Source organism: Actinoplanes sichuanensis, from assembly GCF_033097365.1.
Taxonomy (GTDB): domain Bacteria; phylum Actinomycetota; class Actinomycetes; order Mycobacteriales; family Micromonosporaceae; genus Actinoplanes; species Actinoplanes sichuanensis.
This window is the reverse complement of record NZ_AP028461.1, coordinates 1,880,913-1,905,746: the sequence shown is the minus strand read 5'-3', so window position 1 is coordinate 1,905,746 and position 24,834 is coordinate 1,880,913. Positions and strand designations below refer to the sequence as shown.

25 protein-coding genes are annotated in these 24,834 nt (G+C 71.8%); 14 read left to right on the top strand and 11 right to left on the bottom strand.

What is annotated here, in order from left to right:
- Nucleotides 1-24 precede the first annotated feature (24 nt).
- Nucleotides 25-999 (top strand): helix-turn-helix domain-containing protein, encoded by a 975-nt coding sequence (locus tag Q0Z83_RS08275; RefSeq protein ID WP_317793225.1) that lies wholly within the window; start codon nt 25-27, stop codon nt 997-999.
- Nucleotides 996-1,541 carry a cysteine hydrolase family protein gene (locus tag Q0Z83_RS08270; RefSeq protein ID WP_317793224.1) on the top strand — a complete coding sequence of 182 codons (546 nt, stop codon included), beginning with the start codon at nt 996-998 and terminating at the stop codon, nt 1,539-1,541. The genes Q0Z83_RS08275 and Q0Z83_RS08270 overlap by 4 nt, the downstream gene beginning before the upstream one ends.
- Here Q0Z83_RS08270 and Q0Z83_RS08265 read toward each other — a convergent pair.
- From Q0Z83_RS08265 to Q0Z83_RS08245, 5 genes are all read right to left on the bottom strand, one after another.
- The gene (locus Q0Z83_RS08265) at nt 1,504-2,304 is read right to left on the bottom strand and encodes a hypothetical protein (protein WP_317793223.1); all 801 of its coding nucleotides are present in this window, start codon (nt 2,302-2,304) and stop codon (nt 1,504-1,506) included. The two genes, Q0Z83_RS08270 and Q0Z83_RS08265, sit on opposite strands and share 38 nt — an antisense overlap.
- Nucleotides 2,298-2,483, bottom strand: coding sequence for a hypothetical protein (locus tag Q0Z83_RS08260; protein ID WP_317793222.1), 186 nt, complete (start codon nt 2,481-2,483; stop codon nt 2,298-2,300). Before Q0Z83_RS08260 ends, Q0Z83_RS08265 begins: the two co-directional genes overlap by 7 nt.
- 261 nt (nt 2,484-2,744) lie before the next feature.
- Nucleotides 2,745-3,362: a hypothetical protein gene (locus tag Q0Z83_RS08255; protein WP_317793221.1), complete on the bottom strand. Its 618-nt coding sequence runs from the start codon at nt 3,360-3,362 to the stop codon at nt 2,745-2,747.
- Nucleotides 3,250-3,642 carry a hypothetical protein gene (locus tag Q0Z83_RS08250; RefSeq protein WP_317793220.1) on the bottom strand — a complete coding sequence of 131 codons (393 nt, stop codon included), beginning with the start codon at nt 3,640-3,642 and terminating at the stop codon, nt 3,250-3,252. Before Q0Z83_RS08250 ends, Q0Z83_RS08255 begins: the two co-directional genes overlap by 113 nt.
- A gap of 10 nt (nt 3,643-3,652) precedes the next feature.
- Nucleotides 3,653-4,063: a hypothetical protein gene (locus Q0Z83_RS08245; RefSeq protein WP_317793219.1), complete on the bottom strand. Its 411-nt coding sequence runs from the start codon at nt 4,061-4,063 to the stop codon at nt 3,653-3,655.
- A gap of 194 nt (nt 4,064-4,257) precedes the next feature.
- Here Q0Z83_RS08245 and Q0Z83_RS08240 point away from each other — a divergent pair, with 194 nt between their 5' ends.
- A complete protein-coding gene (locus Q0Z83_RS08240) occupies nt 4,258-4,563 on the top strand; it encodes a hypothetical protein (protein WP_317793218.1) in 306 nt (101 codons plus the stop codon).
- Between the two features lie 143 nt (nt 4,564-4,706).
- On the top strand, nt 4,707-6,188 hold the full coding sequence (locus tag Q0Z83_RS08235; protein ID WP_317793217.1) for a cellulase family glycosylhydrolase: 1,482 nt from the start codon (nt 4,707-4,709) through the stop codon (nt 6,186-6,188).
- Between the two features lie 82 nt (nt 6,189-6,270).
- On the opposite strand, the gene Q0Z83_RS08230 is transcribed toward Q0Z83_RS08235, so the two are convergent.
- On the bottom strand, nt 6,271-7,125 hold the full coding sequence (locus Q0Z83_RS08230) for a LysR family transcriptional regulator (protein ID WP_317793216.1): 855 nt from the start codon (nt 7,123-7,125) through the stop codon (nt 6,271-6,273).
- 69 nt (nt 7,126-7,194) lie between these two features.
- Here Q0Z83_RS08230 and Q0Z83_RS08225 point away from each other — a divergent pair, with 69 nt between their 5' ends.
- The 4 genes from Q0Z83_RS08225 (at nt 7,195) to Q0Z83_RS08210 (ending at nt 11,431) form a co-directional block, all read left to right on the top strand.
- The gene (locus Q0Z83_RS08225) at nt 7,195-8,085 is read left to right on the top strand and encodes an EamA family transporter (RefSeq protein ID WP_317793215.1); all 891 of its coding nucleotides are present in this window, start codon (nt 7,195-7,197) and stop codon (nt 8,083-8,085) included.
- 825 nt (nt 8,086-8,910) lie between these two features.
- On the top strand, nt 8,911-9,411 hold the full coding sequence (locus Q0Z83_RS08220; RefSeq protein ID WP_317793214.1) for a hypothetical protein: 501 nt from the start codon (nt 8,911-8,913) through the stop codon (nt 9,409-9,411).
- A 177-nt stretch (nt 9,412-9,588) separates the two neighbouring features.
- Entirely contained in the window at nt 9,589-10,008 is a 420-nt protein-coding gene (locus Q0Z83_RS08215) for an SHOCT domain-containing protein (RefSeq protein ID WP_317793213.1), read from the top strand.
- Nucleotides 10,009-10,126: 118 nt separating this feature from the next.
- On the top strand, nt 10,127-11,431 hold the full coding sequence (locus Q0Z83_RS08210) for a vanadium-dependent haloperoxidase (protein WP_317793212.1): 1,305 nt from the start codon (nt 10,127-10,129) through the stop codon (nt 11,429-11,431).
- Nucleotides 11,432-11,459: 28 nt separating this feature from the next.
- Here Q0Z83_RS08210 and Q0Z83_RS08205 read toward each other — a convergent pair whose 3' ends face one another.
- Nucleotides 11,460-12,839: an SGNH/GDSL hydrolase family protein gene (locus Q0Z83_RS08205; RefSeq protein ID WP_317793211.1), complete on the bottom strand. Its 1,380-nt coding sequence runs from the start codon at nt 12,837-12,839 to the stop codon at nt 11,460-11,462.
- Nucleotides 12,840-12,887: 48 nt separating this feature from the next.
- On the opposite strand from Q0Z83_RS08205, the gene Q0Z83_RS08200 reads away from it, so the two are divergent.
- From Q0Z83_RS08200 to Q0Z83_RS08190, 3 genes are read left to right on the top strand one after another with little or no spacing between them, the layout of a single operon-like run.
- On the top strand, nt 12,888-13,730 hold the full coding sequence (locus Q0Z83_RS08200) for an oxidoreductase (protein WP_317793210.1): 843 nt from the start codon (nt 12,888-12,890) through the stop codon (nt 13,728-13,730).
- 28 nt (nt 13,731-13,758) lie between these two features.
- Nucleotides 13,759-14,460: a TetR/AcrR family transcriptional regulator gene (locus Q0Z83_RS08195; protein ID WP_317793209.1), complete on the top strand. Its 702-nt coding sequence runs from the start codon at nt 13,759-13,761 to the stop codon at nt 14,458-14,460.
- A 44-nt stretch (nt 14,461-14,504) separates the two neighbouring features.
- The gene (locus Q0Z83_RS08190) at nt 14,505-15,413 is read left to right on the top strand and encodes a hypothetical protein (protein WP_317793208.1); all 909 of its coding nucleotides are present in this window, start codon (nt 14,505-14,507) and stop codon (nt 15,411-15,413) included.
- 1 nt (nt 15,414) lies between these two features.
- On the opposite strand, the gene Q0Z83_RS08185 is transcribed toward Q0Z83_RS08190, so the two are convergent.
- The 3 genes from Q0Z83_RS08185 to Q0Z83_RS08175 form a co-directional block, all read right to left on the bottom strand.
- Nucleotides 15,415-16,017 (bottom strand): TetR/AcrR family transcriptional regulator, encoded by a 603-nt coding sequence (locus Q0Z83_RS08185; protein ID WP_317793207.1) that lies wholly within the window; start codon nt 16,015-16,017, stop codon nt 15,415-15,417.
- 72 nt (nt 16,018-16,089) lie between these two features.
- Nucleotides 16,090-16,671: a hypothetical protein gene (locus tag Q0Z83_RS08180; RefSeq protein ID WP_317793206.1), complete on the bottom strand. Its 582-nt coding sequence runs from the start codon at nt 16,669-16,671 to the stop codon at nt 16,090-16,092.
- Between the two features lie 79 nt (nt 16,672-16,750).
- Nucleotides 16,751-16,948, bottom strand: a complete 198-nt coding sequence (locus tag Q0Z83_RS08175; protein WP_317793205.1) for a ferredoxin — start codon at nt 16,946-16,948, stop codon at nt 16,751-16,753.
- A gap of 91 nt (nt 16,949-17,039) precedes the next feature.
- Between Q0Z83_RS08175 and Q0Z83_RS08170 the strand changes: the two genes are divergently transcribed.
- Together Q0Z83_RS08170 and Q0Z83_RS08165 are read left to right on the top strand one after the other, a co-directional pair.
- Nucleotides 17,040-18,218 carry a cytochrome P450 gene (locus Q0Z83_RS08170; RefSeq protein WP_317793204.1) on the top strand — a complete coding sequence of 393 codons (1,179 nt, stop codon included), beginning with the start codon at nt 17,040-17,042 and terminating at the stop codon, nt 18,216-18,218.
- 42 nt (nt 18,219-18,260) lie between these two features.
- Nucleotides 18,261-22,274 (top strand): PAS domain S-box protein, encoded by a 4,014-nt coding sequence (locus Q0Z83_RS08165; RefSeq protein ID WP_317793203.1) that lies wholly within the window; start codon nt 18,261-18,263, stop codon nt 22,272-22,274.
- Between the two features lie 6 nt (nt 22,275-22,280).
- On the opposite strand, the gene Q0Z83_RS08160 is transcribed toward Q0Z83_RS08165, so the two are convergent.
- Complete coding sequence (locus tag Q0Z83_RS08160; RefSeq protein ID WP_317793202.1) at nt 22,281-23,357, bottom strand: ROK family transcriptional regulator; 1,077 nt, start codon at nt 23,355-23,357, stop codon at nt 22,281-22,283.
- Between the two features lie 46 nt (nt 23,358-23,403).
- On the opposite strand from Q0Z83_RS08160, the gene Q0Z83_RS08155 reads away from it, so the two are divergent.
- Nucleotides 23,404-24,633 (top strand): MFS transporter, encoded by a 1,230-nt coding sequence (locus Q0Z83_RS08155; RefSeq protein WP_317793201.1) that lies wholly within the window; start codon nt 23,404-23,406, stop codon nt 24,631-24,633.
- Nucleotides 24,634-24,834 lie beyond the last annotated feature (201 nt).

Here is a 24,834-nt window from a genome sequence, read left to right as displayed (position 1 = left end):
ACCAGCGCGTTCTATGGTCGGGCGGTGAGCGTCAAAGACGAGATCCGGGACTTCCTGCTGTCGCGCCGGGCACGCCTGTCGCCGGAGCGGGTCGGACTCCCCCGCCACGGCGAACGCCGGGTCGCCGGGCTGCGGCGCGAGGAGGTCGCGCAACTGGCCGGGGTCAGCGTCGAGTACTACACCCGCCTGGAACGGGGCAACACCCGCGGCTACTCCGACGACGTCCTCAGCGCGGTGGCCCGGGCGCTGCACCTGGACGACGCCGAACGCGAGCATCTGTTCGACCTGGTCCACGCCGCGAACATGCGCGCCCGCCCGGCCCGCGAGACCGGTGAGCTGCGGCCCAACGTGCAGCACCTGCTGGACGCCATGACGGCCGGTCCGGCCTACGTCGGCAACACCCGGCTCGACGTGCTCGCCGTCAACCCGCTCGGCCGGGCACTGTTCGCGCCGCTCTTCGCCGGCCCGCACCAGCCGGTCAACCAGGCCCGGTTCCTGTTCCGGGACCCGGCGGCCCGCGACCTCTTCCCGGAATGGGTGGAGATGACCCACGACGCGGTGGCGGTGCTGCGCACGGCCACCGGGCGACGCCCGGACGATCAACACCTGTCCGCCCTGGTCAGCGAGCTTCTCACGGCGAGCGAGGCCTTCCGCTCACTCTGGCGGCTGTACGACGTACGCCATCGCCGGTCCGGTCTGAAGCTCTTTCACCATCCCGTGGCGGGGCGGCTGACCGTGCGGTTCGAGTCGATGGCCCTGCTCTCCCATCCCGGCCTGCGGCTGCACGCCGGGACGGCCGACCCCGGCAGCCCGTCCGCGGCGGCCCTGCAGTTCCTGGCCAACTGGGCCGCCACCCCTGGAGTCCCGGCCGACCGGGCCGCCACCCCCGGAGTTCCGGCCGACCGGGCCGCCACCCCCGGAGTTCCGGCCGACCGGGCCGCCACCCCCGGAGTTCCGGCCGACCGGGCCGTCCTCCCTACCGAAATGGATCAGCGTTGAGCCGTACCGCCCTGCTCGTGATGGACGTCCAGCCCGCCGTCGTGGCCCGCTACCCGGACCCCGGATATCTGCCCCGGCTGCGTACCGCGGTCGACGTCGCCCGTACCGCCGCCCTGCCGGTGATCTTCGTCGGGGTGGGTTTCCGGGCCGGTGCGCCCGAGGTCGACCCGGCCAACCGGATGTTCGGCGGGCTCGCCGGCCGTGACCTGCCGGCCACCGGCACCGAGTTCCACCCCGCGGTGTCGCCGCTGCCGACCGAGCCGGTGGTCACCAAGCGGCGGGTGTCCGCGTTCGCCGGCAGCGACCTGGACCTGCTGCTGCGCGCCCAGCGGATCGACCACCTGGTGCTGGCCGGGATCGCGACCAGCGGCGTGGTGTTGTCGACGGTGCGGCAGGCGGCCGACCTCGACTACCGGCTGACCGTCCTCGCCGACGCCTGCCTCGACAACGACCCGGCCGTCCACGAGGTCCTGGTCGGCAAGGTGTTCCCGACCCAGGCCGACGTCACGGCCACAGATACATGGTCACGTCGGCCGGTCTGACGTCCGGCGGCAGCAGCACCGGGAGGGTGTGCCGGCTGGTGCCGTCGCGGTACTCGTCGGTCTCCCCCGCCGGCAGCGACTTCTCGATGTCGACCCAGTGCGCCCGGTCGACGAACCAGCCACCGATCAGGCGCCCCTCCGGCGAACGGAACACCAGCACATAGTTCGGTTCCTTGATCCGCCCCCAGGTGTTGTCCACATCGAACGACACGTAGTCCCACCCGCCGTTGACGGCCGGCCGGGGCAGCAGCTTGTCGATCTTCGCCCGCAGCAGCACCGAGCGTTCTCGCGCCGGGCTCTCCCCGATCAGGTACAGCACGATCCGCGCGACCCGGCCCGCCTCGCCCGCGTCGATCTGTTCGCCGTCGCCGAGTTCGACCGACTGCCCGGGCGGCAGATAGACCCAGCCCGCGCTGACCACCCCGGCCCAGTCGTTGAGCTCGGCGGACCGCCATCCGTGACCGGCGCTGTCGACGAATCGGTACCGGACGTGGATCCGCATCGGCTGGTCGGTGGTGTTCCGGAGAACCGCAGCCGTGCTGATGACGCGGCCGGTGTCACTGCCACCCGGAACCGGGAAGGTGGAGAAGCCCCGATCCTCGACGGTGATCCCGTCGACGAGGTCGTCCTGCAGCAGCGAGGAGTCGGCGCTCGGCGACGGCGCGGGCGGGCCGTCGCCGGGTGGTCTCGTACAGCCGGCGACCACGGCGGCGGTCACGACCATCCCGAGCACAGCGGAGAGCAGGCGCCGGATCTTCACCATTCCCTGTCCTTGTATGTCAGGTACAACTCGTGGCGCAGCGCCGTGTTCGCCCGCCGATGGTCCGCCCGGAGGTCACTCATCGCGGCGTCGGCGAGCTGGAGAAAACCCCGCTCGTCACGCCGGTCCAGCACCTCGGGCGCGATGCGCAGGTGGAAGTCCATCAGACCGACGGCCGTCACCTGGATCTCCTGGTCACGCGAGCTGCCGTGCGCGGTGATCTCCGGGCCGCGCCGCAGGTATTCCCGATGCCGGGACGAGAACGGCGGCCGCAGTTCGCTGTAGCATGACTGCCCGCCGTGCTTTCTGATAGGCCACCGCCATCAACGTCGCTCCAGCGATTCCACAAGCCCTTCGATTCGTCCGTCGGGTGAGGTCGCTGTGACGACTATCGCCCTGAGATCCTCCGCGATGGCGGCCATCGTGTTCACCTCCGATGTGACTCAGAAATCCGGGGAATGCGCCGGGTCCGGGTTGTCCGAACCCATCAACGGCCGGTCCAGCCTCGTCGTGCCGGCGCCCAGCGCCGCCGACCGGAACGCCTCCATCGCCGGTATGTTCACCTTCCAGCCGTCGCCGGCCTTGCCGAGCCGGATGTTCCCGTTGACGACACCGGCGTGGAAGCCGGCGATGATGTCGTGCAGTTCCCGCTCCGACGCCTCGAACTGCAGGCGCAGCTTCTCGGTCGCAGTCAGGATGCTCTGCCAGATCGCAGCCATGCTGTCGCCCCCGATGTCCGCATCCCGAGGGGCAGCCGGCTCGTAGGCGTCCTTGGCCACGCCGAGGACGGCGCCACCGACCGCGGCGACGACGGAGGCCACGGCCATTCCGGCGGCGCCGGCTCCCGCGGACAGGACACCCAGCACACCGATGGCGATGTTGAAGGTCAGGTTCTTGCTGTCGGTCGAGCCGCACAGAGACGAGGGGTCGTAGGCGTCGATCACCTCCTCAGCGAGGTTGACGAGCTTCACCACGTCGTTCTGCGCCTGCCGCACCTGCTCCTGATATCCCTGCAACACCAGCCAGAGCAGGGCAATGGTGTTGGCCTGAAGGAACACCATCCCACCCCACCGATCGAGGTACCGGCTGCGCGTCGGCCAGCGCCTCGATCGCCGGATCGAACGACGAGGGTGGCGGAAGCTCCATGTAGGGGCCCCAGATCTCCTTGGCCTTCTGGTCGGCATAGTTCCGGACCGTGACGTCGGTGACGTAGGGAACTCCGGTGACCGCGACGAACTCTTCGAGAGCGTCGCTGTCGCCCTCCCGCGTCATGATCCGGTAGACGAGCGTGTTGACGAGGCTGCTGATCGCCAGTTCGAGACTCTGCGGGAACTCCGCCATCACACGACTCCTATTCCGGGTACGGGCCGCTGTCGTAGCCGACCGTCCATTCGTCGTTGGCGGGCGACCGATCACTCTGCAGTCGGCCCTGGATCCTGCGCATCTCGTCGCCCGCGACGGTGTCCTCATAGGCGAACCGGTTGACCGCCGCGTCCAGCCCCAGCGACAGTTCCCACAGGTTCTTGCCGGTTTCCCCGGCGGCCGACCACAGGACGTCCCGCAGCTGGACCCAGACCCCTTTGAGCGCGGGTGACCCGAAATACGCCGGACGGTCCATCCGATCGTCGTAGCCCTTGGTGGTCTCGCATGCGTTGCGGATCTGGGCGTACTCGTCGGCCAGCCGTGGCAGGTCGACCCGGGCCGCCTGCCGGAGCCGTTCGAGCGGCCCGCCGAACACCACACCCCGCATCTCGTCGGCCATGACCGAACCTCCCCGTGACAGCCGGACTACGATGCTGACTACAGCGCCCGATCCGGTTCCGGTTCGATGTGCCGGCCGGGTGAGGCGCGATTGCGCAGTTGGTGAAGGACGCCGTCGACGGCGCCGTGACCCTGGCCCAGGAGCCGCCGATGTTCCCGATCTGGGTGATGGGCCCTCCGGATACGATCTCCGCCGTGAGCAACCCGATTACGCCGCTGCGCTGGTACGCCGTCCTCGCCGTGCTGTTCTTCGGCATTCTGCCGACCGTGCTGGTGGGGCTGTTGGTGGCCGGCGGCGACACGCCCTGGCAGGTCGGTCTGCTGCTGGTCGGTGGGATTCCGCTGGTGATCTGCGGCATCATCCTGGTCGTCCGCGGTTTCCGGGCCGGCGATCCGGAGCTCGCCGAGCAGCTGCTCAAGCGCGGCATGGCGTTCATCGCCGGGGCGGACGTCGTACTCCTGGGCGGCAACGCGCTGATCCGGATGGCAACCGGCGCCTGACGACCGAGACCGCAACCCTCCGATCCGGATCGCAACCAGCGACCGAACCGCAACGCCTCTGCCCTCTCCAAGCTCTGCCACCGGCGTGGAATCACGCCGATCAGTAGGCCATTCCGCATCCGCGAGAAGGGGCCTATTCCTCCATGCGCAGCGCTCGATTCCGCGCGGCCGTCCTGGCGTCCGCGCTCACTCTAGGCGTGGCCGTTCCGTCGGTGCCGGCCTCGGCCGACGCGGTGACCGGTCTATCGTCGGCGGTCCTGCCGACGCTGGCCGGGCGGCTCGCGTCGGTGCGCGTGGCGAAGAGCCTCAACTACTACCCGTCGAACGCCGCCTGGTCGTCGATGTGGACCGAGTTCGACGCGCCGCGGATCGAGGCCGACCTGGCCAAGGCGGCCGCGCTGGGCGCGAACAACGTGCGGGTCATCGTCTTCCCGCAGGCTTTCGGTTACCCCAAACCCCTGAGTCTGTACGCCGAGCGCCTGAGCACCTTCGTCGGCATCGCCGCGAAGAACCGGATGACCGTGAAGCTGACCCTGTTCGACTGGTGGGACGGCTACACCGAGACCACCCGCAGCATCACCTGGGCGAAGACGGTGCTCGCGCCGTACGTCAACGATCCCCGGGTGATCGCGGTCGAGTTGAAGAACGAGTTCCAGCCGGACGACACCGCGGCCGTGGCGTGGGTGCGCAAGCTGATCCCGGCGGTCCGGGCGGCCGCCCCGGCGATGCCGCTGACCCTGTCGGTGGACGGCACGACCGGCGCCCCCGGCATGGCCAAGATCAAGAAGGCGTTGACCGGCACCCCGCTGGACTACTACGACTTCCACTTCTACGGCAGCTCGGAACGGTCGCTGGCGGAGATCCGCAAAGCGCAGGCCGCGGTGTCCCCGTCGCCGATCGTGATCGGCGAGACCGGCCTGAGCAGCGCCGTCGACACTGAAGGTGAGCAGGCGGCGTTCCTGGCCCGGGTGTTCCGCGCGGCCCGGGAGGCAGGTGTCGGCTCGGTGTCGCCGTGGACGTTCACCGACTTCCTGCCGGGGGCGATCCCGGAGCATTCGGCGGTGTCCGCGAAACCGGCCCAGTACAAGTTCGGCCTGCACCGCACCGACGGCACCCCGAAGGCGGCGGCCAGTGTGGTGAGGAACGCCTGGACCACCGGGACCACCCAGAACACGGTGCTCAACCTGAGCTTCGAATCCGCGGCCCGCGATTCGCCGTGGCGGCAGAACCTGCCCGCGGCCGGCGGTGCCCGGATCACCACCGGGGTCGCCCGGACCGGAAAGGCGGCGGCCCGGTTCACCGGCACCACCCGAACCGCGGCGGGCCTGCCGTCGCTCGTCACGTCACCGATCACGCCGGTGCAGGCCGGTCACCGGTGGCGGGCCGAGGCGTACGCCCGGGGCACCGCCGCGACCGGGATCACCGAGATCACGTTGAGCTGGTTCGACGCCGAGGGCCGCTGGATCAGCCAGCACAACTCGAACCGGCTGCCGACCGGCACCACGACCTGGACGAAACTGTTCGTCGAGACGGTCGCCCCGCCCGGTGCGGCGGGTGTCCAGCTGCACCTGAAGTCGGGCGACAACACCGGCACGGTCTGGTTCGACGACGTCGCGATGTCCTGACCGTTTCACCGGCGGTGAGCGGGGCGGATCGTCGCGCGGTCCCGGGAGCCGTCCGCCGCGCCGGACGGCCCGGACGCGACGGTCACCCTGCCTGCAGTCTGCGCAGGAGTCTGATCAGGGCCGGAACCGCCGGATGGGTGGCCGGCTCCCGCCAGGCGACGTGCAGGTGCAGTGGTGGGGCATCGGTCAGCGGGACGTAGGCGACCGCCGGATGCGGGTACATGGCGGCGGTCGCGACGCTGGTCACTCCGGCCGCCCGCCCGGCGGTGATCGCGGCCAGCCAGTCGTCGGTGTTCGCCACCTCCACCACGGCGGACGGGCCGGTGCCCGGTGGCCACAGGTCCAGGCTGGTCGTACCGGTCACCGTGTTGATCGCGATCGGGTGGGCGGCCAGGTCGGCCAACGTCACCGCGGGGCGTCGGGCCAGGTCACCGTCGGCCGGGACGGCGGCCAGCCGGGCCTCGGTCACCAGGCACTCGGTGTGCACGCCCGGGATCTCGCCCGGGTCGCGCAGCACCGCGACGTCGGTCCGGCCGTCGGTCAGCCCGGCCGCCCGGTCGTCGATCCGCAGCAGCCGCAACGGCACGTCCGGGTACGCCTCGTCCCACGCCCGCAGCAGTCGACCGGTGTGTTCGCCCAGCGCCGACCAGGCATGCCCGAGCCGAAGCGGCCACGTGCCCACCCGTACCGGATCGAGAACCTCGTCGACCGCCGCGACCGCGGCGGCGGCCCGGTCCCGGAACGCCAGCCCGGCCGGAGTCAGTTCCAGGTGATGGGTGGACCGGTCGGCGAGCGTCACCCCGAGATGGGCCTCCAGTTGGCGCAGGGTGCGCGACAGCGCGGGCTGGGTGATGTGCAGGCGAGCCGCCGCCCGGGTCACGTTGCCCTCGGCCGCGACGGCCAGGAACGCCCGCAGGTGCCGCAGGTCCACGGTCATGACCGCAGAGCATAACCACAGCTGGGGACGGCATTTCCGGTACGGTCCGGGCCCGATTAGCGTACGGCTGTGACTTCGGTGGGTACGGCACTCGTCCTCGGCGCGGCGCTGTCCGTGCAGTTCGGCTCGGCGGTGGCGGCGCTGCTGTTCCCCCGGGCCGGTGCCGCCGGAGTGGTCGCGCTGCGGCTGCTCATCGCCGCGATCGTGCTGCTCGCGGTGTGCCGGCCCAGGCTGCGCGGGTACCGTCGGGACGACTGGCTCTCGGTGCTCGGGTTCGGTGTCGCCATGGCCGGCATGAACGGGCTGTTCTACCAGGCCATCGACCGGATCCCGCTCGGGCCGGCGGTCACCCTCGAAGTGCTCGGGCCGCTGACCCTCGCCGTCGTCACCGCCCGCCGCCGGTCCGGCTGGTGGTGGGCCGGGCTCGCCCTCGCCGGGGTGGTGCTGCTCGGATACCAGGGGTTCGACCGGCTGACCCCGGCCGGGGCGGCGTTCGCGTTCGGCGCCGGGGCGATGTGGGCGGGTTACATCGTGTTCAGTGCCCGCACCGGGCAGCGGTTCCCCCGCGCCGACGGGCTCGCGCTGGCCCTCGCGGTGGCCGCGCTGATCACCCTGCCGTTCGGGATCGCCGACGCCGGCGACGCGCTCCTCGACCCGGTGACCATCGGACTGGGCGCGGTGGTGGCGCTGATGTCGTCGATGCTGCCGTACACCATGGAACTGCTGGCCCTGCGCCGGATCCCCACGTCCACGTTCGCGGTACTGATGAGCCTCGGCCCGGCGGTGGCGGTGCTGGCCGGTCTCGTCGTCCTGGGCCAGCGCCTGTCCCCGCTCGAACTGCTGGCCGTAGCCCTGGTGATCGTGGCCAGCGCCGGAGCCGTCCAAACCCCGCGCGCCGACCTACGGTCCGATTCGCACCACCGCGCACCACATCGGGGGTCCGCCGAACCCGTGCGGTGAGCGGCGCCGGGGCCGCGCCTGCCTTCTCACCTGGCCGTTCCCTCGCACGCCCCCCTCGGCCGCCCTTTCACCGGCCTCCTTCGGGCGCTCCTTTCCGCTTCGCCCCACCCTCGCCTCCCTTCCTTCGCCCGCCCTCGCCCGCCCCCTCTCGCACGCTCTCCCTCGGTCGCCCCTCCCTCGCACACCCTCCCTCGCACGCTCTCCCTCGGTCGCCCCTCCCTCGCACACCCTCCCTCGCACGCTCTCCCTCGGTCGCCCCTCCCTCGCACACCCTCCGCACGCCCTCTCGCCCTCTCCCCTCGTGCGTCCCCGTCCCGCACCTCCCTCGCACGCCTCCTCTCTCATCTCCCTCGCGCACCTCCCTCGCACGCCTCCTCTCTCACCTCCCTCGCGCACCTCCCTCGCGGGTTCCTCCTCTCTCACCTCCCTCCCGCCTCCCTCTCTCATCTCCCTCGCCCGCCTTCCTCGCGGGCGCCCCCTCTCACACCTCCCTCGCGATCTTGTGAGGTTGCGGATTCTGGGGCGTCGCCGCCTCGCAAGATCCGGGTCCGCGGGCATGTCGCGACCGGGATGACGGCGGGCGGGGCGGAACTTGTCATACGGGACGGGCATGATGGCAGCCATCCTGTTCCCGCCCGCGACTGACGGCCCGACCGGAAGGCCTGCCATGGTGCCCATCACCGAGCCCGTCGAACTCGTCGACCTGACGCCATCCGGAAAGGCCGGCGCGGACGGCGTTGTGATCCCACTCCGCAGCCGTGCCCCACAGGCGAGCGCCGACCCAGGTCTGCGACCCCGCCGCCGGGAGCCGGCTGAGCATCTCGAGTGACCGCGAGCTCCCGCTGGGGGCTGCGTCCGCGCGACAGCATCGAGGCCGAGTGCGGTCGGCGGGGAGCCGCAGCCGTGATTGCCGGGTGCATCCGCCTAGCCCGGGGTGACGACGCCGATCCCGCCCTGATCCTGGCGCTGGGCGGCCCGGCCGCCGGGCGGTTCCTGGCCGGACCGCCCCGCCCGGACAACCACTCGATCGAACTGCCCCGCCCGGACAACCACCTGGCCAGGCTGCCCCGCCCGGACAGCTACTGGCTGCGGGTCTGGGGGCTGCGCGGCCTGCTCTGGGTGTGGGACGACAGCGCGGCGCCGGTCGCCGTGGCGGCGCTGGCCGACGAGGCTTGGCGGGTCCGTGAGATGGCCGCCAAGGTGGCGGCGAGACATCTGGTCGGCGAAGCCCTGCCGGTCCTGGCCTCGATACGCGGTGACCCGGTCGAGCGGGTCCGGCGAGCCACCGACCGGGCGATCCGGGTCCTGACCGGGGCAGGCGCCTGACCGGTGCGGGCCGGACCGGTGCGGGCGCCGGACCGGTGCGGGCGCCGGACCGGTGCGGGACCGCAAAGTAATCCGCTCGGGATGAGGGCCGCCGGCCCGGCAAGCGCTGCACTTGACGGACGAGACGCCGACCCGGATTCCTACCGGGGGCGGCGCTCCTTCCGGAAGGGAAATGGCGTGTTCGACGACAACGGTTCGTTCCTGCTGGCGCTGCTCGAGTTCTTCATCTTCGTCGCCTGGTTCATGTGTCTGTTCTGGGTCTTCGGCGACCTGTTCCGGAGCAAGGACCTCGGCGGGGTGGCCAAGACGTTCTGGTGCCTGTTCCTGATCTTCCTGCCGATCCTGGGCATGTTGATCTACCTGATCGCCCGGGGTGGCGGCATGACCGAGCGCGCCCTGGCCGCGCAGGCCGAGGCGGTCCGCCGGCAGGACGCGTACATCAGGCAGGTCGCCGGGCCGTCCGGTGGCAGCGTCACCGACGAGATCGCGTCCGCCAAGCAGCTCCTCGACTCCGGTGCGATCAGCGCGGCCGAATACGAGCAGCTGAAGACGAACGCCCTGGCCAAGACCAAGACCACCGCGGCCTCTGCCGCCTGACACCGTGGCGAGCCCACGCCCGCACGGCCGGAGGTGAATCAGCGCCGGCCGTGCGAGCGGCAGTCGTATCGGCTACACATCGACCCTCATGACGGCCTTGACGCGGGAGGCTCCGACTGTGCGAAGACTCCTAGTCGTGATCATCTCGGCGCTGACCGGCGCCGGATTCGCAGCATCCGCAGCCGCCGCTCCACCCGCGGCCCTCACCCCGCTCAGGACACCTGAAGTCATCACCGCCGTCACGGCGCCCTCGGCTGTCGCCGGACGTCCGGCGGATACCTCGGAGCCGGACATCGCGGTGGTCGCCGGCTGGAACCAGTCGGCCCTCGACGCGGTTCGGGTGACCCGGGCCTCCGATGCCGACGCGGCCCGCCTGTACGCCATGGTCAACGTCGCCGTCTACGACGCGGTCAACGGCATCTCCGGCTCGCGCGAACCGGCCCTGGTCACCGGGCGTGGACCGCGGCACGCCAACCCGCAGGCCGCCGCGGCCGCCGCCGCCCACGCCGTCCTGGTACGCGTCGACGCCGCCCGCGCCGCACTGTACGACGCCCGCCTCGCCGCCGACCTGGCCCGCCTGCACCGGGGTGTGGACAGTGGCGTCACCTGGGGCGAGCACGTCGGCGCCGCCGTGGTCGAGGCCCGAACCGATGACGGCTCCACGCCGGTCGAGACGCAGCCCGCCGGATTCGGGCCGGGCGTGTTCCGTACCGCCTGGTCCGGGGTCCAATATCGCCATGTGCGTCCGTTCGCCGTCGCCGACCCGGCCCGCTACCTGCCGTCCGGACCGCCGGCGCCGGACTCCGCGGCGTACGCGAGCGCGTATGCCGAGGTGGCCGACCTGGGCAACGGCGCCGTGGACCGACCGGACCTGCTGGCCACCTACCAGTTCTGGTCGTTGCCGGCCGGTTCGAGCCAGCCGCCGGGCGAGTGGCTGCGGATCACACTGTCCGTCGCCGAGGCTCGTCACCTGCGACTACCGGACGAGGCCCGGCTCACCGCGCTGCTCACGATGGCGCTCGCCGACACGACTGTGGTGACGGTGTCGACCAAGTTCACGTACCGGCACTGGCGCCCGACCACGGCGATCCGGGAGACCACCGACCCGGCGTGGACGGCCCGCGCCGGCAGTGTGGGCGGTTCTCCCGAGTACGTCTCCGGCCACAGCTCGTACAGCGGGGCGGCGGCGACCGTGCTGGCCGGGTTCTTCCACACCGACCGGATCACCTTCAGTCATGCCACCGACTCCGCTCCGGGCGGCACCGCACGTACCTATCCGGCTTTCTCGGCCGCGGCGGCCGAGGCGGGTCGCTCCCGGGTCTACGGCGGCCTGCACTTCGATTTCAGCAACCGGACCGGCCTGGCCCTGGGCGGCGCGGTAGCCCACGAGGTCCTGGCCACCGCCCTGCGGCCCCGCCACTGAAGGCGCGGGGCCGCGGGGCGAGGGGCGGTCAGGAACGGACGGGGTACGCCCGGACCGTGGTGGCGGCGGTGAGCGAGCCGAGACCGCCGTACCGGGAGGCGACGACCTTGTAGTTGCGGCACTGCTCGAAGACCAGTTCCTGGGTCCAGCTGGTCTTCCCGCCGAGTCCCCACTGTTGTTCGGTGAACGCGCTGGGTGCCGGCACGTTGAGATCGCAGCCGGGTGCCGAGTACACGTGGTAGTCGTCGGCTTCGGCGACCGCGCCCCAGCTGATCGTGATCGTCCACGGGCGGCCCGGGTTGCCGGTGGCGGCCACGTTCGGCACGTTCGGCATGGGGCGTGCGACGGCGGCCGCGACGGGTGAGTATCCGCCGACGGTCGCGGTGCCGCGGACCGGCCGGACCCGGTACTCGAAGCCGTGCCCGGCGGGCAGCCAGTCGTCGGTCCAGCTGTCGGCGCCGATGTCGAACACGCCCTTCGCCCAGGTGCCCTGCGTCGTGGTGTCGCGCTTCCAGAACTCGTACCCCGTCGCCCCGAAGGAATGAGCCCAGCTCACCCGGACCTTGTCGCCGACCGGGACCGCGGTGATCGTGGCCGGCGCAGCCGGTGTCAGGTCGGCCGGCAGCGACGCCGGCACCGGACCGTAGGCGCCGCCCAGGCCGAAACCACCGGCGATCCGGTCGGCGAACGCCTTGGCGATGACGTGTTCGCCGCGCACGTTCGGGTGCAGGCCGTCGTAGGCGTCGGTGTATTCGTCGAACGGCCCGTCGACGTCGGCCAGCACGATCGGCGAGGTGGCCGTGGAGAGTTCCGGCACACGGGCCGCGAGCAGCGCGTTGTACTGCGTGATCAGCGCGGGCAGGCCCGGGTTGACGTCGAGCGGGGTGCGGTGTGGCACATTCGCGACGGCGATCCGGATGCCCGGTTTCGCGGCGCGGGCGGCGGCGACGAAGTGCTCGAAGTCGGCGAGCAGCCCGGCCGCGTCACTGACGCCCCAACCGAGGTCGTTGAAGCCGAGCTCGACCAGCAGGTAGTCGGGGTCGTGGGTGGCGACGTTACCGCCGATCACGGCTTTGGCCTGGTGCATCTGCCAGCCCCACTGGGCGAGGTTGGCGCCGTCGAAGCCGATGCCGGCCCGGTAGGCGCCGTGGTGCGAGCTCGACTGATCGGTGTGGTCGGCGGGCAGGACGTGCGTGCCGGTCCACGGTCCGACGAAGTCGGCGGCCGCCACCAGATGCGAAGCGATCCGGTAGCGCCAGGTGAAGTCGCCTTCGGCGCCCTGGCTGATCGAGTCGCCGACGACCATGATCCGGGCGGCGGGTGCGGCGGCGGCGGGTGCGGCGGAGACGGCGACCACGGCCAGGGCCGCGGTCAGGGCGATTCCGATCAGACGCTTCGAGCGGCCCATGCACCGGACCCTATCAATGCCTTGCAGGTGTACGGTACCGTACCGTACATGGCAGTCATCATCGTGACCGGCGCATCCGGTGGCATCGGCATTCACATCGCTTCCGCACTCGCGGAGCAGGGCCACGAGGTGGTCATCGCGGCCCGCGGCCGGGAGCGCGGCGAGGCCGCGGCGACCCGGATCGGCGCCGAGTGGCGGCACCTCGACCTCGGCGACCTCACCTCGGTGCGGCGCTTCGCGCAGGATTTCGGTCAGCGGTACGGGCGACTCGACCTCCTGATCAACAACGCCGGGGTGATGGCCGTCCCGCGGCGGGAGCTGACCACCGACGGTTTCGAGCGCCAGTTCGGCGTCAACCACTTGGGCCACTTCGCGCTCACCGGCCTGCTCCTGCCCGCCCTCGAGGCCGGCGACGACGGTCGGGTCGTCACCGTCACCAGCGGCCTGCACCGGCGTGGCCGCATCGACTTCGACGACCTGATGGGCGAGCGGCGGTACCGGCAGTTCGGCGCGTACTGCCAGTCGAAACTCGCCAACGTGCTGTTCGGGCTGGAGCTCGGCCGGCGTACCGGGCTGACCAGCGTCCTCGCCCACCCGGGCGTCGCGCACACCGATCTGGCCCGCACCGGCAGCCGGGCGCGTGACCTGGTCATCGCCCTGGTGCGCCGGTCGGCGCAGTCCGCTGCCGCCGGCGCCCAGCCCATCCTGCGGGCGATCGAGGGCAAGACCGGGGAGGCGTACGGGCCGGACGGCCCCGGTGAGCGACGAGGCGAGCCGACCCGTATCGAGGTGTCGGCGGCCGGCCGGGACGAGGCCGTCGCCAGGCGGCTGTGGGCGATCTCGGAGGAGCTGACCGGGGTGCGATACGGTACCTTGACCACCGCTCAGTGATCTTTTGTCGTGCTCAGGGAGGCCGGGGATGTCACAGTCGCCGGCCGCCTCTTCACCGGCCGCGCCAGGCACCCGGCCTTCCGCCGCCGCCGCGCCGCCGGCCGCCTCTTCACCGGCTGCGCCGGACACCCGGCCCTCCGCCGCCGCGTCGTCGGCCGGGCGGCATCGGCTGGCGCCGGATCGGGAGGCGGCCATCCTCGACGCGATCCGGGAGTTGCTGGCCGAGGTCGGCTACGACCGGATGTCGATCGACGAGGTGGCCCGCCGGGCCCGGGCCAGCAAGGCCACCATCTACCGCCGCTGGTCCGGCAAGCCGGACATGGTCGCCGCCGCCCTGCACGGCCTGATGGTCGACCACCCGCCACTGCCGGACACCGGTTCGCTGCGCGGCGACCTGATCGCCGCGATGACCGGTTTCTGCCGGGTCTACGAGCGCAAACAGCCGATCGTGCTGAGCCTGCTGGCGGCCATCCGAGCCGACCCGTCGCTGGGCCGGGTGCTGCACGAGCACGTCCTGTCGACCGGCGTGACCGAGTCGGCCGAGGTCATCGACCGCGCCGTGGCCCGCGGCGAGCTCACCGGCAGCCCCGACGTGACCACCCTGGTCGAGGTCGGCAAGGCCCTGCTCTGGCATCGGCTGCTGCTGTCCGGCGAACCCCTCGACCACTCCTGGGTGCTGCACGTCGTCGACAACGTCCTGCGCCCCCTGCTCGGAGTTGCCGACCGGTAGCGATTTCCCTCAGGTGGTTCACCGACCGGCCGATCCTCGGGCCCGTGTCGCAGCCCCGCCCACCGGAACCGAACCGCCGCCCGTCGTTCGTCGACACCCTGGCCGCCGCCTGGGCCGCACGAAGCGCCGAGGCCACGCACCCCGTCGACGCCTCTCCCCCGACCGACCCGCGAGGCACCGCCGCGCCCCATCCACCACCGGCCACCAGCACGGCTTTCCCGCCATCAGGCACCAACTCGGCCTTCACCTCACCGGGTAGCGCTGCGGGTCTCCCGCCATCAGGCACCGGCGCGGCTGGCCGTTCGCGACGGTTGCCGCGCCCCGCGGTCTGGGCCGCCTGGACCGGTGGCATCACGCTCGCCGCCGTCGCCGCGTGGGGCGCGCTCGACGAACCGCGCTCCGACGCGGAGGGGTACCGAACCGACACGACCGGTGCCGTCGCCTGGACGCAGAACCCGCCCAACCCGCTCGCCGGCGTCCTCCCGGCTGACGACACTGCGTACCGGCTGTTCCCGACCAGAACCCCGGAACCGCCCGCCGAGGCGCCCGTCCCGATCGGCGGCGAACTCATCCGGGAGGATGATAAACGCCTGATCTTCGAGGGTGACTACGGCGAACGGGCCCGGATCACGCTGGTCCGGGTCGGCGATCCGAAACCCGACCGTGACCCCGGCGGCCCGGACATCCCCGAGATCGACCCGGCGTCCGGCGACCGGATGATCGCGGTCGAGGTGAAGGTCGAGAACCTCGGCCTGATCCGACTGCACACCGACATCGAGGAGAACGTCTGGCTCTTCGACGATCAGGACCACGAGTACGAGTACGACCGTGAACGGACCCAATCCGAGGCGGCCGGCCAGCCCGAACTCCTCGACCCGGGCGCGACCCTCACCCGGCTGGTCATCTTCAAGGTGGATCGGTCGGCGACCGGGATCCGCGCCCTGGTGGCCTGAGTCAGACGGCGCCGATGCTGGTCAGGTGGGCCTCGAAGGCGGCGACCATGTCGAAGTCGGGGTCGAGCAGCCACTGGGTCTGCAGGCCGTCCATCACCGCCAGTAATCCGGCGGCGAGATGGGCGGCCGGCGGCCCGGGCGGCAGGCCACCCTGCTCGCGAGCGGTCTCGACGCCTTCGGTCGCGGTTCGGCGCACCTCGTCGTACCGATCCCGGAAGAACCTGTGGGCCGGATGATCGGAAGCGGTCGCCTCAGCGGCGAGGGTGCTGAAGAGGTGGACCATCGCGCGGTCCGCCGCGTTGCGGCGGACCAGTTCGCGCAGGCCGGCGACGAAGCCGCCGGAGGTCGCCGCGAGCTCCAGGCTGTCGCCCCGGTCGCGTTCCTCCAGCAGGGCCACCAGCAGGCGTTCCTTGGAGCCGAAGTGGTGGATGATGTTGGCCGCGCTGACGCCGGCCCGCTCGGCGACGTCCCGCAGGACGCCGCCGCGGAAACCTCGTTCGGCGAAGACGTCGCGGGCGGCGTCCAGGATGGCCCGCTGGGCTTCACGACCGGAGACGTACGGGCCACGCGGGCCGCGTTTACGGGACTCGGCGGCGTTCGTCACCCGTCGACCGTACTGGGTGCGATTCGCCGGTTCGTCCCGGGTTCCGATTCGGGCGTTCTCCTCCGAAAAGCCTCAGGCGAGGCCGGTGAGCGCCTGCCTGGTCAGTTCGGTGGCGGTGGTGAGCGCGTCCTTTCCGCCTTCCGGGTCGGTGTAGTCGACCTGGATCAGGGCGTTGGCGCTGCGCACGTAGACGCGCACGCCCCGTTTCGGGACCAGCCGGGCGAACGCGTTGTCGCCGAGATCTTCGATCGGCTCGGTCGACGCGGTCGGCGCGGTGGATCCGGTGACCGCCGGCCGGGCGGTCGCCGTGGCGGTGGCGCGGTTCTTCTCCATCACCGCGATGGCGAGCTGCTCTGCCGTACCGCCCCCGCTGGCGGCACGGTAGACGGTCACGCTGAGGGCGACCTTCTCCTGCTTGTTGTCCGCGGTCCGGTACTGGCAGCGGACGCTGAACAGGGTCGGGCTCCGGTAGGGGGCGGCGTTCCGCTTGCCCGGCTCCTGGCCCGGCAGGAGTGGACATTCCTTGGCGTATCCGGACCATTTGGCGGCGGCGTCCGGGGTGCTCGCGGCCTTCGGCGTTTCCCCGTCGTCACAGGCGGAGACGGCCAGAAGAGCGGTCCCGAGCAGGATCAGTGGCCGTACGGCTATGTTCACCGCCGGAATGGTAGAGATCCGAAATCAGCGGCGCCGTCCCGGAACGCGTGTGGATCACCACATGTGAGATGCGCCCGGATCAGTCACCGGAAACGGCGATGGCCGCGACCGGACAACCGGCCGCCGCGGCACGGGCCGCGGGCTGTTCCGATTCGGCCGGGGACGCATCGAGAACCACCGCGACCGCGTCGTCGTCACGCTGGTCGAACACGTGTGGCGCGGTCAAAACGCATTGACCAGCACCGATGCATTTACCTTCGTCGACGGCGATCCGCACCTGACCTCCCGGTGACCGTTTTGACCGTTTGCTACCTCGTCGTCCTCGTCGTACGCTACCAAGTAATCAGACGTTTACTCGAGGAGACGGCATGCCGGATCAGGAGAACGTGCTCGATTACCCGTTCACACCCCCGACGGCGGTGGACCCGCCCGCGGAGTGGCAGGAGCTGCGCGACAAGTGCCCGGTGGCCCAGGTGCGGACCGCCGCCGGCACCGACGCGCTGCTGCTGACCCGCTACGAGGACGTCCGCACGACGATCACCGACCGCCGGTTCGTCCGCAACACCCCGGCCGGCAGCAACGCCATGGGCACCGGGCCGGAGTTCCTCAACGAGGAGGCTCAGCACCAGCGTTGGCGGCGCCTGCTGACCCGCTCGTTCACCGCCCGGCGGATGACCGCCCTGCAGCCGGGCATCACCCGCATCGCGCACCAGCTCGTCGACGACATGCTCGACGGCGGGGCGCCGGCCGACCTGCGGACCGCGCTCGGCTTCCCGCTGCCGGTCTACGTGATCTGCGACCTGCTCGGGGTGCCGGCGTCCGACCGGGAGCGGTTCGCCCACTGGTCGGACCGGTTTCTCAACATCACCCGGTTCACCGCCGAGGAGACCCAGCGGTCCGGGCGGGAGCTGTGGGCGTACATGCAGGCCCATGTCGAGGCCAAACGCGAGAACCCGGGCGATGATCTGCTCTCCGAGCTGGTGACCGTGGTCGACAGCGAGGACGGCCGGCTGTCCGAGCCGGAGCTGGTCTTCACCGGGCAGGCACTGCTGGTCGCCGGCCACGAGACCACCGCCAACATGATCGGCAAGATGGTCGCCATGCTGCTGGCCCGGCGGGAGCGCTGGGAACGGCTGCTCGCTGATCCCGGCCTGGTGCCGACCGCCGTCGAGGAGGTCCTGCGGTTCGACGCCAACCTCGGATTCGGTACGCACCGGCTGGTCACCGAACGCGTCGAGATCGCCGGCACGGTCGTCGAGGCGGGCACGACCGTACTGTCGGCGATGCCGTCGGCCAACCGCGACGAACGGGTCTTCACCGACCCGGACGAGATGGACCTGGCCCGCTCCCCCAACCCGCACCTGACCTTCGGCGCCGGACCGCACTCCTGCCTGGGCCAGTCGCTGGCCCGGATCGAGCTGCGGACCGTGCTGAGCGTGCTGCTGGAACGCCTGCCGACGCTGGACCTGGCGGTCGAGGTCGGTGCGCTGCGCCGCCGTCAGGGCCTGCTGGTCGGCGGCCTGGAGGAGGTGCCGGTGCGCTGGTGAACGGCCCCTCACGATCCGGGCGAACCGGCCGATCGTGTACATGTGCATGTCGGGATCCTCGAACGCGTCGACGGTCAGCCGTTGGAGCTGCTGGTGGGAGCATTCACCGCCAGCCCGGTGCCGAAGGTGGTCCTCACACTCGCCGAGGGCGAGGTCGGCCGGTTCGTCGCCGCCAACCAGGCGTTCGGCGACCTGCTCGGCTACGACAGGTACGAACTGATCGGGCAGTCCTCGCAGATCGTGGTCGCCCCCGAGGACCGGGACGCGGTCGGCGACGTGTTCGAGGGCATGATCGCCGGCCGGATCCGGGAGGCCGTGGTCGAGCGGGTGCTGGTCCGCCGGGACGGCTCCCGGGTGTGGATCTCCAGCCGCAACTTCCTGGCCCGCGACCGGTCCGGGGCGCCGTTCCTGATCGCCGAGATCGTCGACAGCAGCAGCCGGCAGGCGCTCGCCGACAGTGAGGCCTGGTTCCGGTCGCTGGTCGACGCCTCCCCGATCGGGATGGCCGTGCTCGACGAGGACGGCCGCTGGACCAGGGTCAACCCGGCCGTGTCGGCCCTGCTCGGCTACACCGGCGACGAGTTGGCCGGACGCACCCTGTCCGACGTCACCCACCCCGACGACCGGGACACCGACGGCCCGGTGCCCGACGATCTGGTCTCCGAGGCCGGCCGGCAGGTGACCCGGCGACTGCTGCGCAAGGACGGGCAGGTGCTCTACTGCCTGGTCACGGTCACCGTGCTGACCGCCGAGTCGGGAGTGCCGGTCCGGTTCCTGGCCCAGATCGTCGACGTGACCGCGGGGCGGCGCAGCCAGGACCTCCTCGACATGATGATCACCGCGAGCCCGGACCTGCTGGCTCTCACCACGCTCGACGGGACGGTGCTGCGGGTCAACGCGGCCTGGCGGCACATTCTCGGGTGGAGCGAGGACGAGCTGACCGGCACCCGGCTCGCCGAACTTCGCCACCCCGAGGACACCGGCACCGGCACCACCTCCGGCGAGGGCACCTACCGCTACCGGGCCAAGGACGGCCGATACCGGTGGGTGCAGTGGTCCGGCCGGGTGGTCGCCGACCAGCAGGTGATCATGGCGACCGGGCGGGACGTCACCGACGCGATCGTCGCCGAGCAGTCCGCCGCCCGCGAGACCGACCGGCTCCGCACCACGATCCGGGTGCAGCGGGAGATCACCGCGGTGGCCGCCGACCGGGATGCGGTACTACGGCTCATCTCCGACCGTACCCTCGAGGTGATCCCGACCGGCGAAGCCGCGGCGGTCCATCTGATCGACCCGGGCGGCCGCACCATGCGGATGGTCGCCGGAACCGGCGACCTCGCCGGCCGTGACGTGCCGGCCATCGCCCTCACCGGATCCATCGTCGGCGCCGCGGCCGCCGGCGGTGTCACGGTGCGCTGCGACGACACCAGCGTCGACCCGCGCGCCAGCCACACCCTGTCCCGCACGATCGGCATGCGGTCTCTGGTGGCCGCGCCGTTGCAGGCGCCGGGCGGGCCGGTGTTCGGGGCGCTGCTGGTCGCCAGCAGCCTTACCGGCGCGTTCGACGACGGCGACGAGCAACTGCTCACCCTGCTGGCCGACGCCCTGACCGGCGCGCTGCGACATGCCGAGGAGACCGCGGCCCGCGCCGCGATGACCGACGCGCAGGTCCGCCGCCTCAAGGACACCCTGCAGGTGCAGCGGGAGGTCACCGCGGCGGCCGCCGACCGGCAGGCGGCCATGCACACCGTCGCCCGGCGCGCGGTCGACCTGTTCCCGGCCGCCGACGGCTCCGCCGTCGAACTCCTCGAAGACGATCATCTGTCGTACGTGGCAGCCGCGGGCACCCTGGCACGGTTCTCCGGTTCGGTGATCCCGCTCACCGGCTCGCTCAGTGGCGCCGCCCTCGCCGGTGACACCCCCGCGCACTCCCGGAACACCCTCGCCGACACCCGGGTCAACCAGGAGACCTGCCGGCGCCTCGGGATCGGCTCGATGATGGTGGCGCCGCTGCACGCCGAAGGCACCCCGATCGGCATCCTGAAGATCTCGGCGAGCCGTCCGGACGCGTTCGACGACAGTGACGAACAGCAGTTGCTCCTGCTCGCGGACAGTCTCAGCTCGGCCCTGCGGCACGCCGACGAGGCCGCGCACACCGCCCGCGCATTGGCCGAACTGGCGGTCAGCGAGAACCGGTTCCGGCTCACCTTCGACAACAGCCCGGTCGGACTCACCCTGTCCAGCCTCCAGCCCGGCGAACTGGGCCGCTACCTGCACGCCAACGCCGCCATGTCGGCGATCACCGGCTACTCCTCCGAGGAGCTGAGCCGGATGTCGTACGCCGACCTGCAGCACCCCGACGACGTCGCCAGCACCGACGAGTACGCCCGCCGACTCCGGGCCGGTGAGATCGACACGGTCCGTATCGAACGCCGCTACCGGCACAAACAGGGCCATGTCATCTGGGTGGCGATCCGCGTCGCGGTGGTCCGCGACGAGCAGGGCCGCGCCCGGTACGTGGTCAACCAGGTCGAGGACATCACCGCCCGCCGCGCGGCCGACGCCGAACTGCGCCGCCAGGCCCGCCTGCTGGAGCTCATCCCGGCCGCGGTCATCGTCCGCGACCTCGACGGCACGATCAGGTGGTGGAACGCCCGGGCCACCGAGTTGTACGGGTGGCCGCTCACCGCCGCCACCGGCAAGACCGCCGACCGCCTCCTGGCCACCTGCCACCCCGCCCACAGCACCGCCACCGAGCAGCGTGAACGGCTCGAACACGACGGCCGCTGGGAGGGCCGGCTCCAGCACGTCACCGCCGACGGGCGGCTGCTCACCGTGATGAGCCGCCAGGTCCTGCACCAGCCCGAACCCGGCCCCGACGGCCACCTCGACCCGGTCCAGGTCCTGGAGATCAACAGTGATGTGACCGCGGCCCGGGCCGCCGAGCTCGCCCTCGCCGACAGCGAACAGCGGTTGCGTGCCCAGTTCGACAACTCGGCCGCCGGGCAGGTGATCCGCGCCCTCGACGGCACGCTGACCGCGGTCAACCGCGCCTACGCCGACATGCTCGGGCACACCATCGACGAACTCACCGGTCGTCCGGAGGCCGGCCTGCTCGATCCGGCCGAGGTCGAGGAGAACCGGCACCTGCTGGCCGGGCTGTTCGCCGGGGACGCCGACTCGTACACCCGGGAGGGCCGGCTCCGGCACGCCGACGGCCACCGGGTCGACGTCGAGGCCACCGTCTCCCTGGTCCGCGACGACACCGGCCGCCCGAAACACCTGATCGGCGTGGTCACCGACATCAGCGGCCGGCGCGCCGCCGAACGTGCCCGGGACAACGCGGCCGCCGCCCTGGCCGAGCGCAACACCGAACTGGAAGCGGCCAACCAGCTGAAACTAGACATCATCGGGATGCTCGGGCACGAGATCGGCAACCCGCTCACCACGATTCAGGGTCAGGCCGAGATCCTCTCCGACGACTGGGCACGCCTCGACGACAGCCGCCGGGGCCGGGCCATCGACGCGATCGGTCGGCAGGCGGCCCGGCTCGACGACATCGTGCGCGAGGTGCTGGCGATGGTCACGATCGACGCCGGCAGCATCCGCGCCGACCGGCGGGAACTGTCGGTCCGCGGGCAGATCGACAGCGCCCTGTCGGCCTTCCTCACCTCGGATCCGCTGCCCGTGCACGGGGACGACGCCCGGGTGCTGTTCGCGCCCGGCCACCTGCAGCAGATCCTGGTGAACCTGCTGTCGAACGCGGCCAAGTACGGCGGCGGTGCCACTGCCGTACGGATCGGCCGCAGCGAGGGCTGGGTGCACGTCACCGTCGAGGACAGCGGGCCCGGCGTGCCGGAACAGTTCCGCGACCGCCTGTTCGACCGCCTGACCCGGGCCGAACGCGACGCCACCACGGTGAAGGGCACCGGCCTGGGCCTGTACATCGTGCGGGGCCTGGCCCGCGCCAATCACGGCGACGTCCACCACGAGCCCAACCCGGCCGGCGGTTCCCGTTTCATCCTCGACCTGGAGGCCTTTCCCGGTACGGCCTGACGCGCGCTAGCGGAGACCGGCCGGAGCGGGCAGGCCGTACCGGGAGTTGAGCACCTGCATCGCCGCGCCGGCCGCGATCACGTCGGTGCCGAGGCCGGTCAGGCTCACCTCGACGGTCAGCCAGTCGGCCCGTGGCACCTGGGTGCGCACGGCCCGCTCGACCACCTCGAGGTAGAGGTCGCCGTGGTCGAGCAGGTCGGCCCCGGCCAGCACGACATGCCCGAGGTCGAGGGTCTGCAACAGGTTGACCACGCCCACCCCGAGCACCGCGGCGGCCGCGACCGGGTCGGCGGCCTGATCGTGAACGGCTTCGAGGCAGCCTCGCCGCCCACAGACACACGGCGGGCCGTCGAGCTGGACGACCGTGTGCCCGAACTCACCGGCATTGGTGTGTGCGCCCCGATGCGCCGCGCCGCCGAGCCACAGACCGGCCCCGACACCGCTCTCCACCATGATCAGGGCAGCGTCCCGGAACGCCGGCCCGCGACGCCAGGCCTCGGCGGTCACCGCGGCGGTGACGTCCTTGTCGACGACGACGGGCAGGCCGAGTGCCTTTCCGGCCAGGTCGGCCAGCGGGATGTCGTGCCAGTGCCGCAGCCGGTGGGCGTCCCGAACGGTTCCGGTGGCCTGGTCGAGCGGCCCGATCATGCCGATCCCGACACCGGCGAGATCCGGCGCCGACCGGCCGTTCGCGGTGATCATCTCGGTGACGCCGGCCACCAGACGGGTCAGCAGCTGGTCGGGCGTGAAGTCGGCCGGGAGCGGCATGGTCGCGCGATCGTGGATGTCACCGGCCAGGTCGGTCAGGGCCAACCGCAGGTTGCGGCGGGTGACGTGGGCGCCGATCGCCCAGCGGCTCTCCGGCACCAGGCGGTAGACGGCGGCCGGCTTGCCCAGGGCCGGACGGCGAACCCCGGCAGGGGCGATGACGCCCTCCTCCAGCAGGCGGGCCAGCACCTTGGAGACGGCCTGCGGGGTGAGCCCGGTGACCTCGGCGACGGTGCCGCGCTCGATGACCGGCCGGGCCCGGGCCAGGGCCAGGACCTGGGCCTCGTGATAGTCGCGGAGGAAGGCGAGGTGCACCGGCTCACACTACAACTAACGCAACAGCGTTGCTAAAGTCCGCGGCATGCCCCACATAAGCAACACTGTTGCGGAAGTCGAGACCCGGCACCGCCTGCCGGCCCTGCTCGCCCTGGCCTTCGGCGCGGTCGCGATCGGCCTCACCGAGTTCGTGCCCGCCGGACTGCTGCCGCAGATCGCCCAGGACGTGCTCGGCAGCGAATACGCGACATCCCCACCCGACGCGGTGGCACACGCCGGGTGGATGGTCACCGCGTACGCCCTCGGGGTGGTCGTCGGCGCACCGACGATCGCCGCGCTCACCGCCCGCGTCCCCCGCCGCCGGCTGGTCCTCGCACTGCTCGTGACGTTCGTGGCGGGCACCGTCGCGTCCGCCGTCGCACCCAGCTTCGAACTGGTCATCGCCGCCCGGTTCGTGGCCGGGCTGCCGCACGGCGCCTACTTCGGGGCGGCCGGGCTACTGGCGGCCTCGCTGATGGGTCCGGGCAGCGAGGGCCGCGGCTTCGCCGCAGTCCTCAGCGGGCTCACGGTGGCCAACGTGGTCGGCGTGCCGGCCATCACCCGGCTCGGGCAGGCTGCCGGATGGCGTACGGCGTACCTCGTCATCGCCCTGGTCTTCGCCCTCGCCCTCGTCGCCGTCGCGGCGACCGTGCCCGACGCACCCGCGACCGACGGCTCCCCCGCCGCCGAGCTGCGATCCCTGCGCCGCCCGCTGGTCTGGCTGACCGCGGTGACCGCGGCGGTCGGGTTCGCCGGATTCTTCGCCGTCAACAGCTACATCGCACCGGTCACCACCGAGGTCACCGGCCTGTCCAGCGGCACCGTCCCGTGGGTGCTGGTCGCGATGGGCCTCGGGATGACCGTCGGCAACGCGGCCGGCGGGTGGTACGCCGACCGGAACCTGCCGCGCGCGACTCTCCTCGGATTCACCGCGATGATCGCCACGGCGGTGCTGTTCGGGCTGACCGCCGACACCACCGCCGGACTGTTCGCCGGCGCGTTCCTGATCGGCGGCACCAGTCTGTTCCTCGGGCCGGCGCTGCAGTCGCGGCTGATCGCGGTCGCGCCGGGCGCCCAACTGATGGGCGCGGCCGTCAACCAGTCGGCCATGAACATCGCGAACAGCCTGGGCGCCGCCCTCGGCGGCGCGGTCATCGCGGCCGGCCTCGGTTATCGCGCCCCGGCCTGGGTCGGCGTGGGCCTCGGGGTGGCCGGGCTGATGCTGGCCGCGATCGGTTTCGCCGCCGACCGCCGCCGCCCCAAGACGACGGGCTAGAGAGTCTCCGGAATCTCTGTCTGGTCGGTTCGCCTGTGTCCGATCCCGCCAAACCCCGGCACCGGCGCGCCGTAGGCCGGGCGGCCGTCGACACCACACAGCTGCCTCCGAGCTTGATCAACCGGCCGACAGGCGACGGACCGGCGGGCCAGCGGGCGGCGGGCAAGCGGGCGGAAGGCGACGGAACGGCGAGCCGGTAGG

Bases quoted from the DNA above. Each gene is read 5' to 3' on its own strand.
- Q0Z83_RS08265 (WP_317793223.1), bottom strand. From the start codon at position 2,304: ATGGTGAAGATCCGGCGCCTGCTCTCCGCTGTGCTCGGGATGGTCGTG.
- Q0Z83_RS08255 (WP_317793221.1), bottom strand. From the start codon at position 3,362: ATGGTGTTCCTTCAGGCCAACACCATTGCCCTGCTCTGGCTGGTGTTG.
- Q0Z83_RS08250 (WP_317793220.1), bottom strand. From the start codon at position 3,642: ATGGCGGAGTTCCCGCAGAGTCTCGAACTGGCGATCAGCAGCCTCGTC.
- Q0Z83_RS08245 (WP_317793219.1), bottom strand. From the start codon at position 4,063: ATGGCCGACGAGATGCGGGGTGTGGTGTTCGGCGGGCCGCTCGAACGG.
- Q0Z83_RS08235 (WP_317793217.1), top strand. From the start codon at position 4,707: ATGCGCAGCGCTCGATTCCGCGCGGCCGTCCTGGCGTCCGCGCTCACT.
- Q0Z83_RS08230 (WP_317793216.1), bottom strand. From the start codon at position 7,125: ATGACCGTGGACCTGCGGCACCTGCGGGCGTTCCTGGCCGTCGCGGCC.
- Q0Z83_RS08205 (WP_317793211.1), bottom strand. From the start codon at position 12,839: ATGGGCCGCTCGAAGCGTCTGATCGGAATCGCCCTGACCGCGGCCCTG.
- Q0Z83_RS08200 (WP_317793210.1), top strand. From the start codon at position 12,888: ATGGCAGTCATCATCGTGACCGGCGCATCCGGTGGCATCGGCATTCAC.
- Q0Z83_RS08195 (WP_317793209.1), top strand. From the start codon at position 13,759: ATGTCACAGTCGCCGGCCGCCTCTTCACCGGCCGCGCCAGGCACCCGG.
- Q0Z83_RS08170 (WP_317793204.1), top strand. From the start codon at position 17,040: ATGCCGGATCAGGAGAACGTGCTCGATTACCCGTTCACACCCCCGACG.
- Q0Z83_RS08155 (WP_317793201.1), top strand. From the start codon at position 23,404: ATGCCCCACATAAGCAACACTGTTGCGGAAGTCGAGACCCGGCACCGC.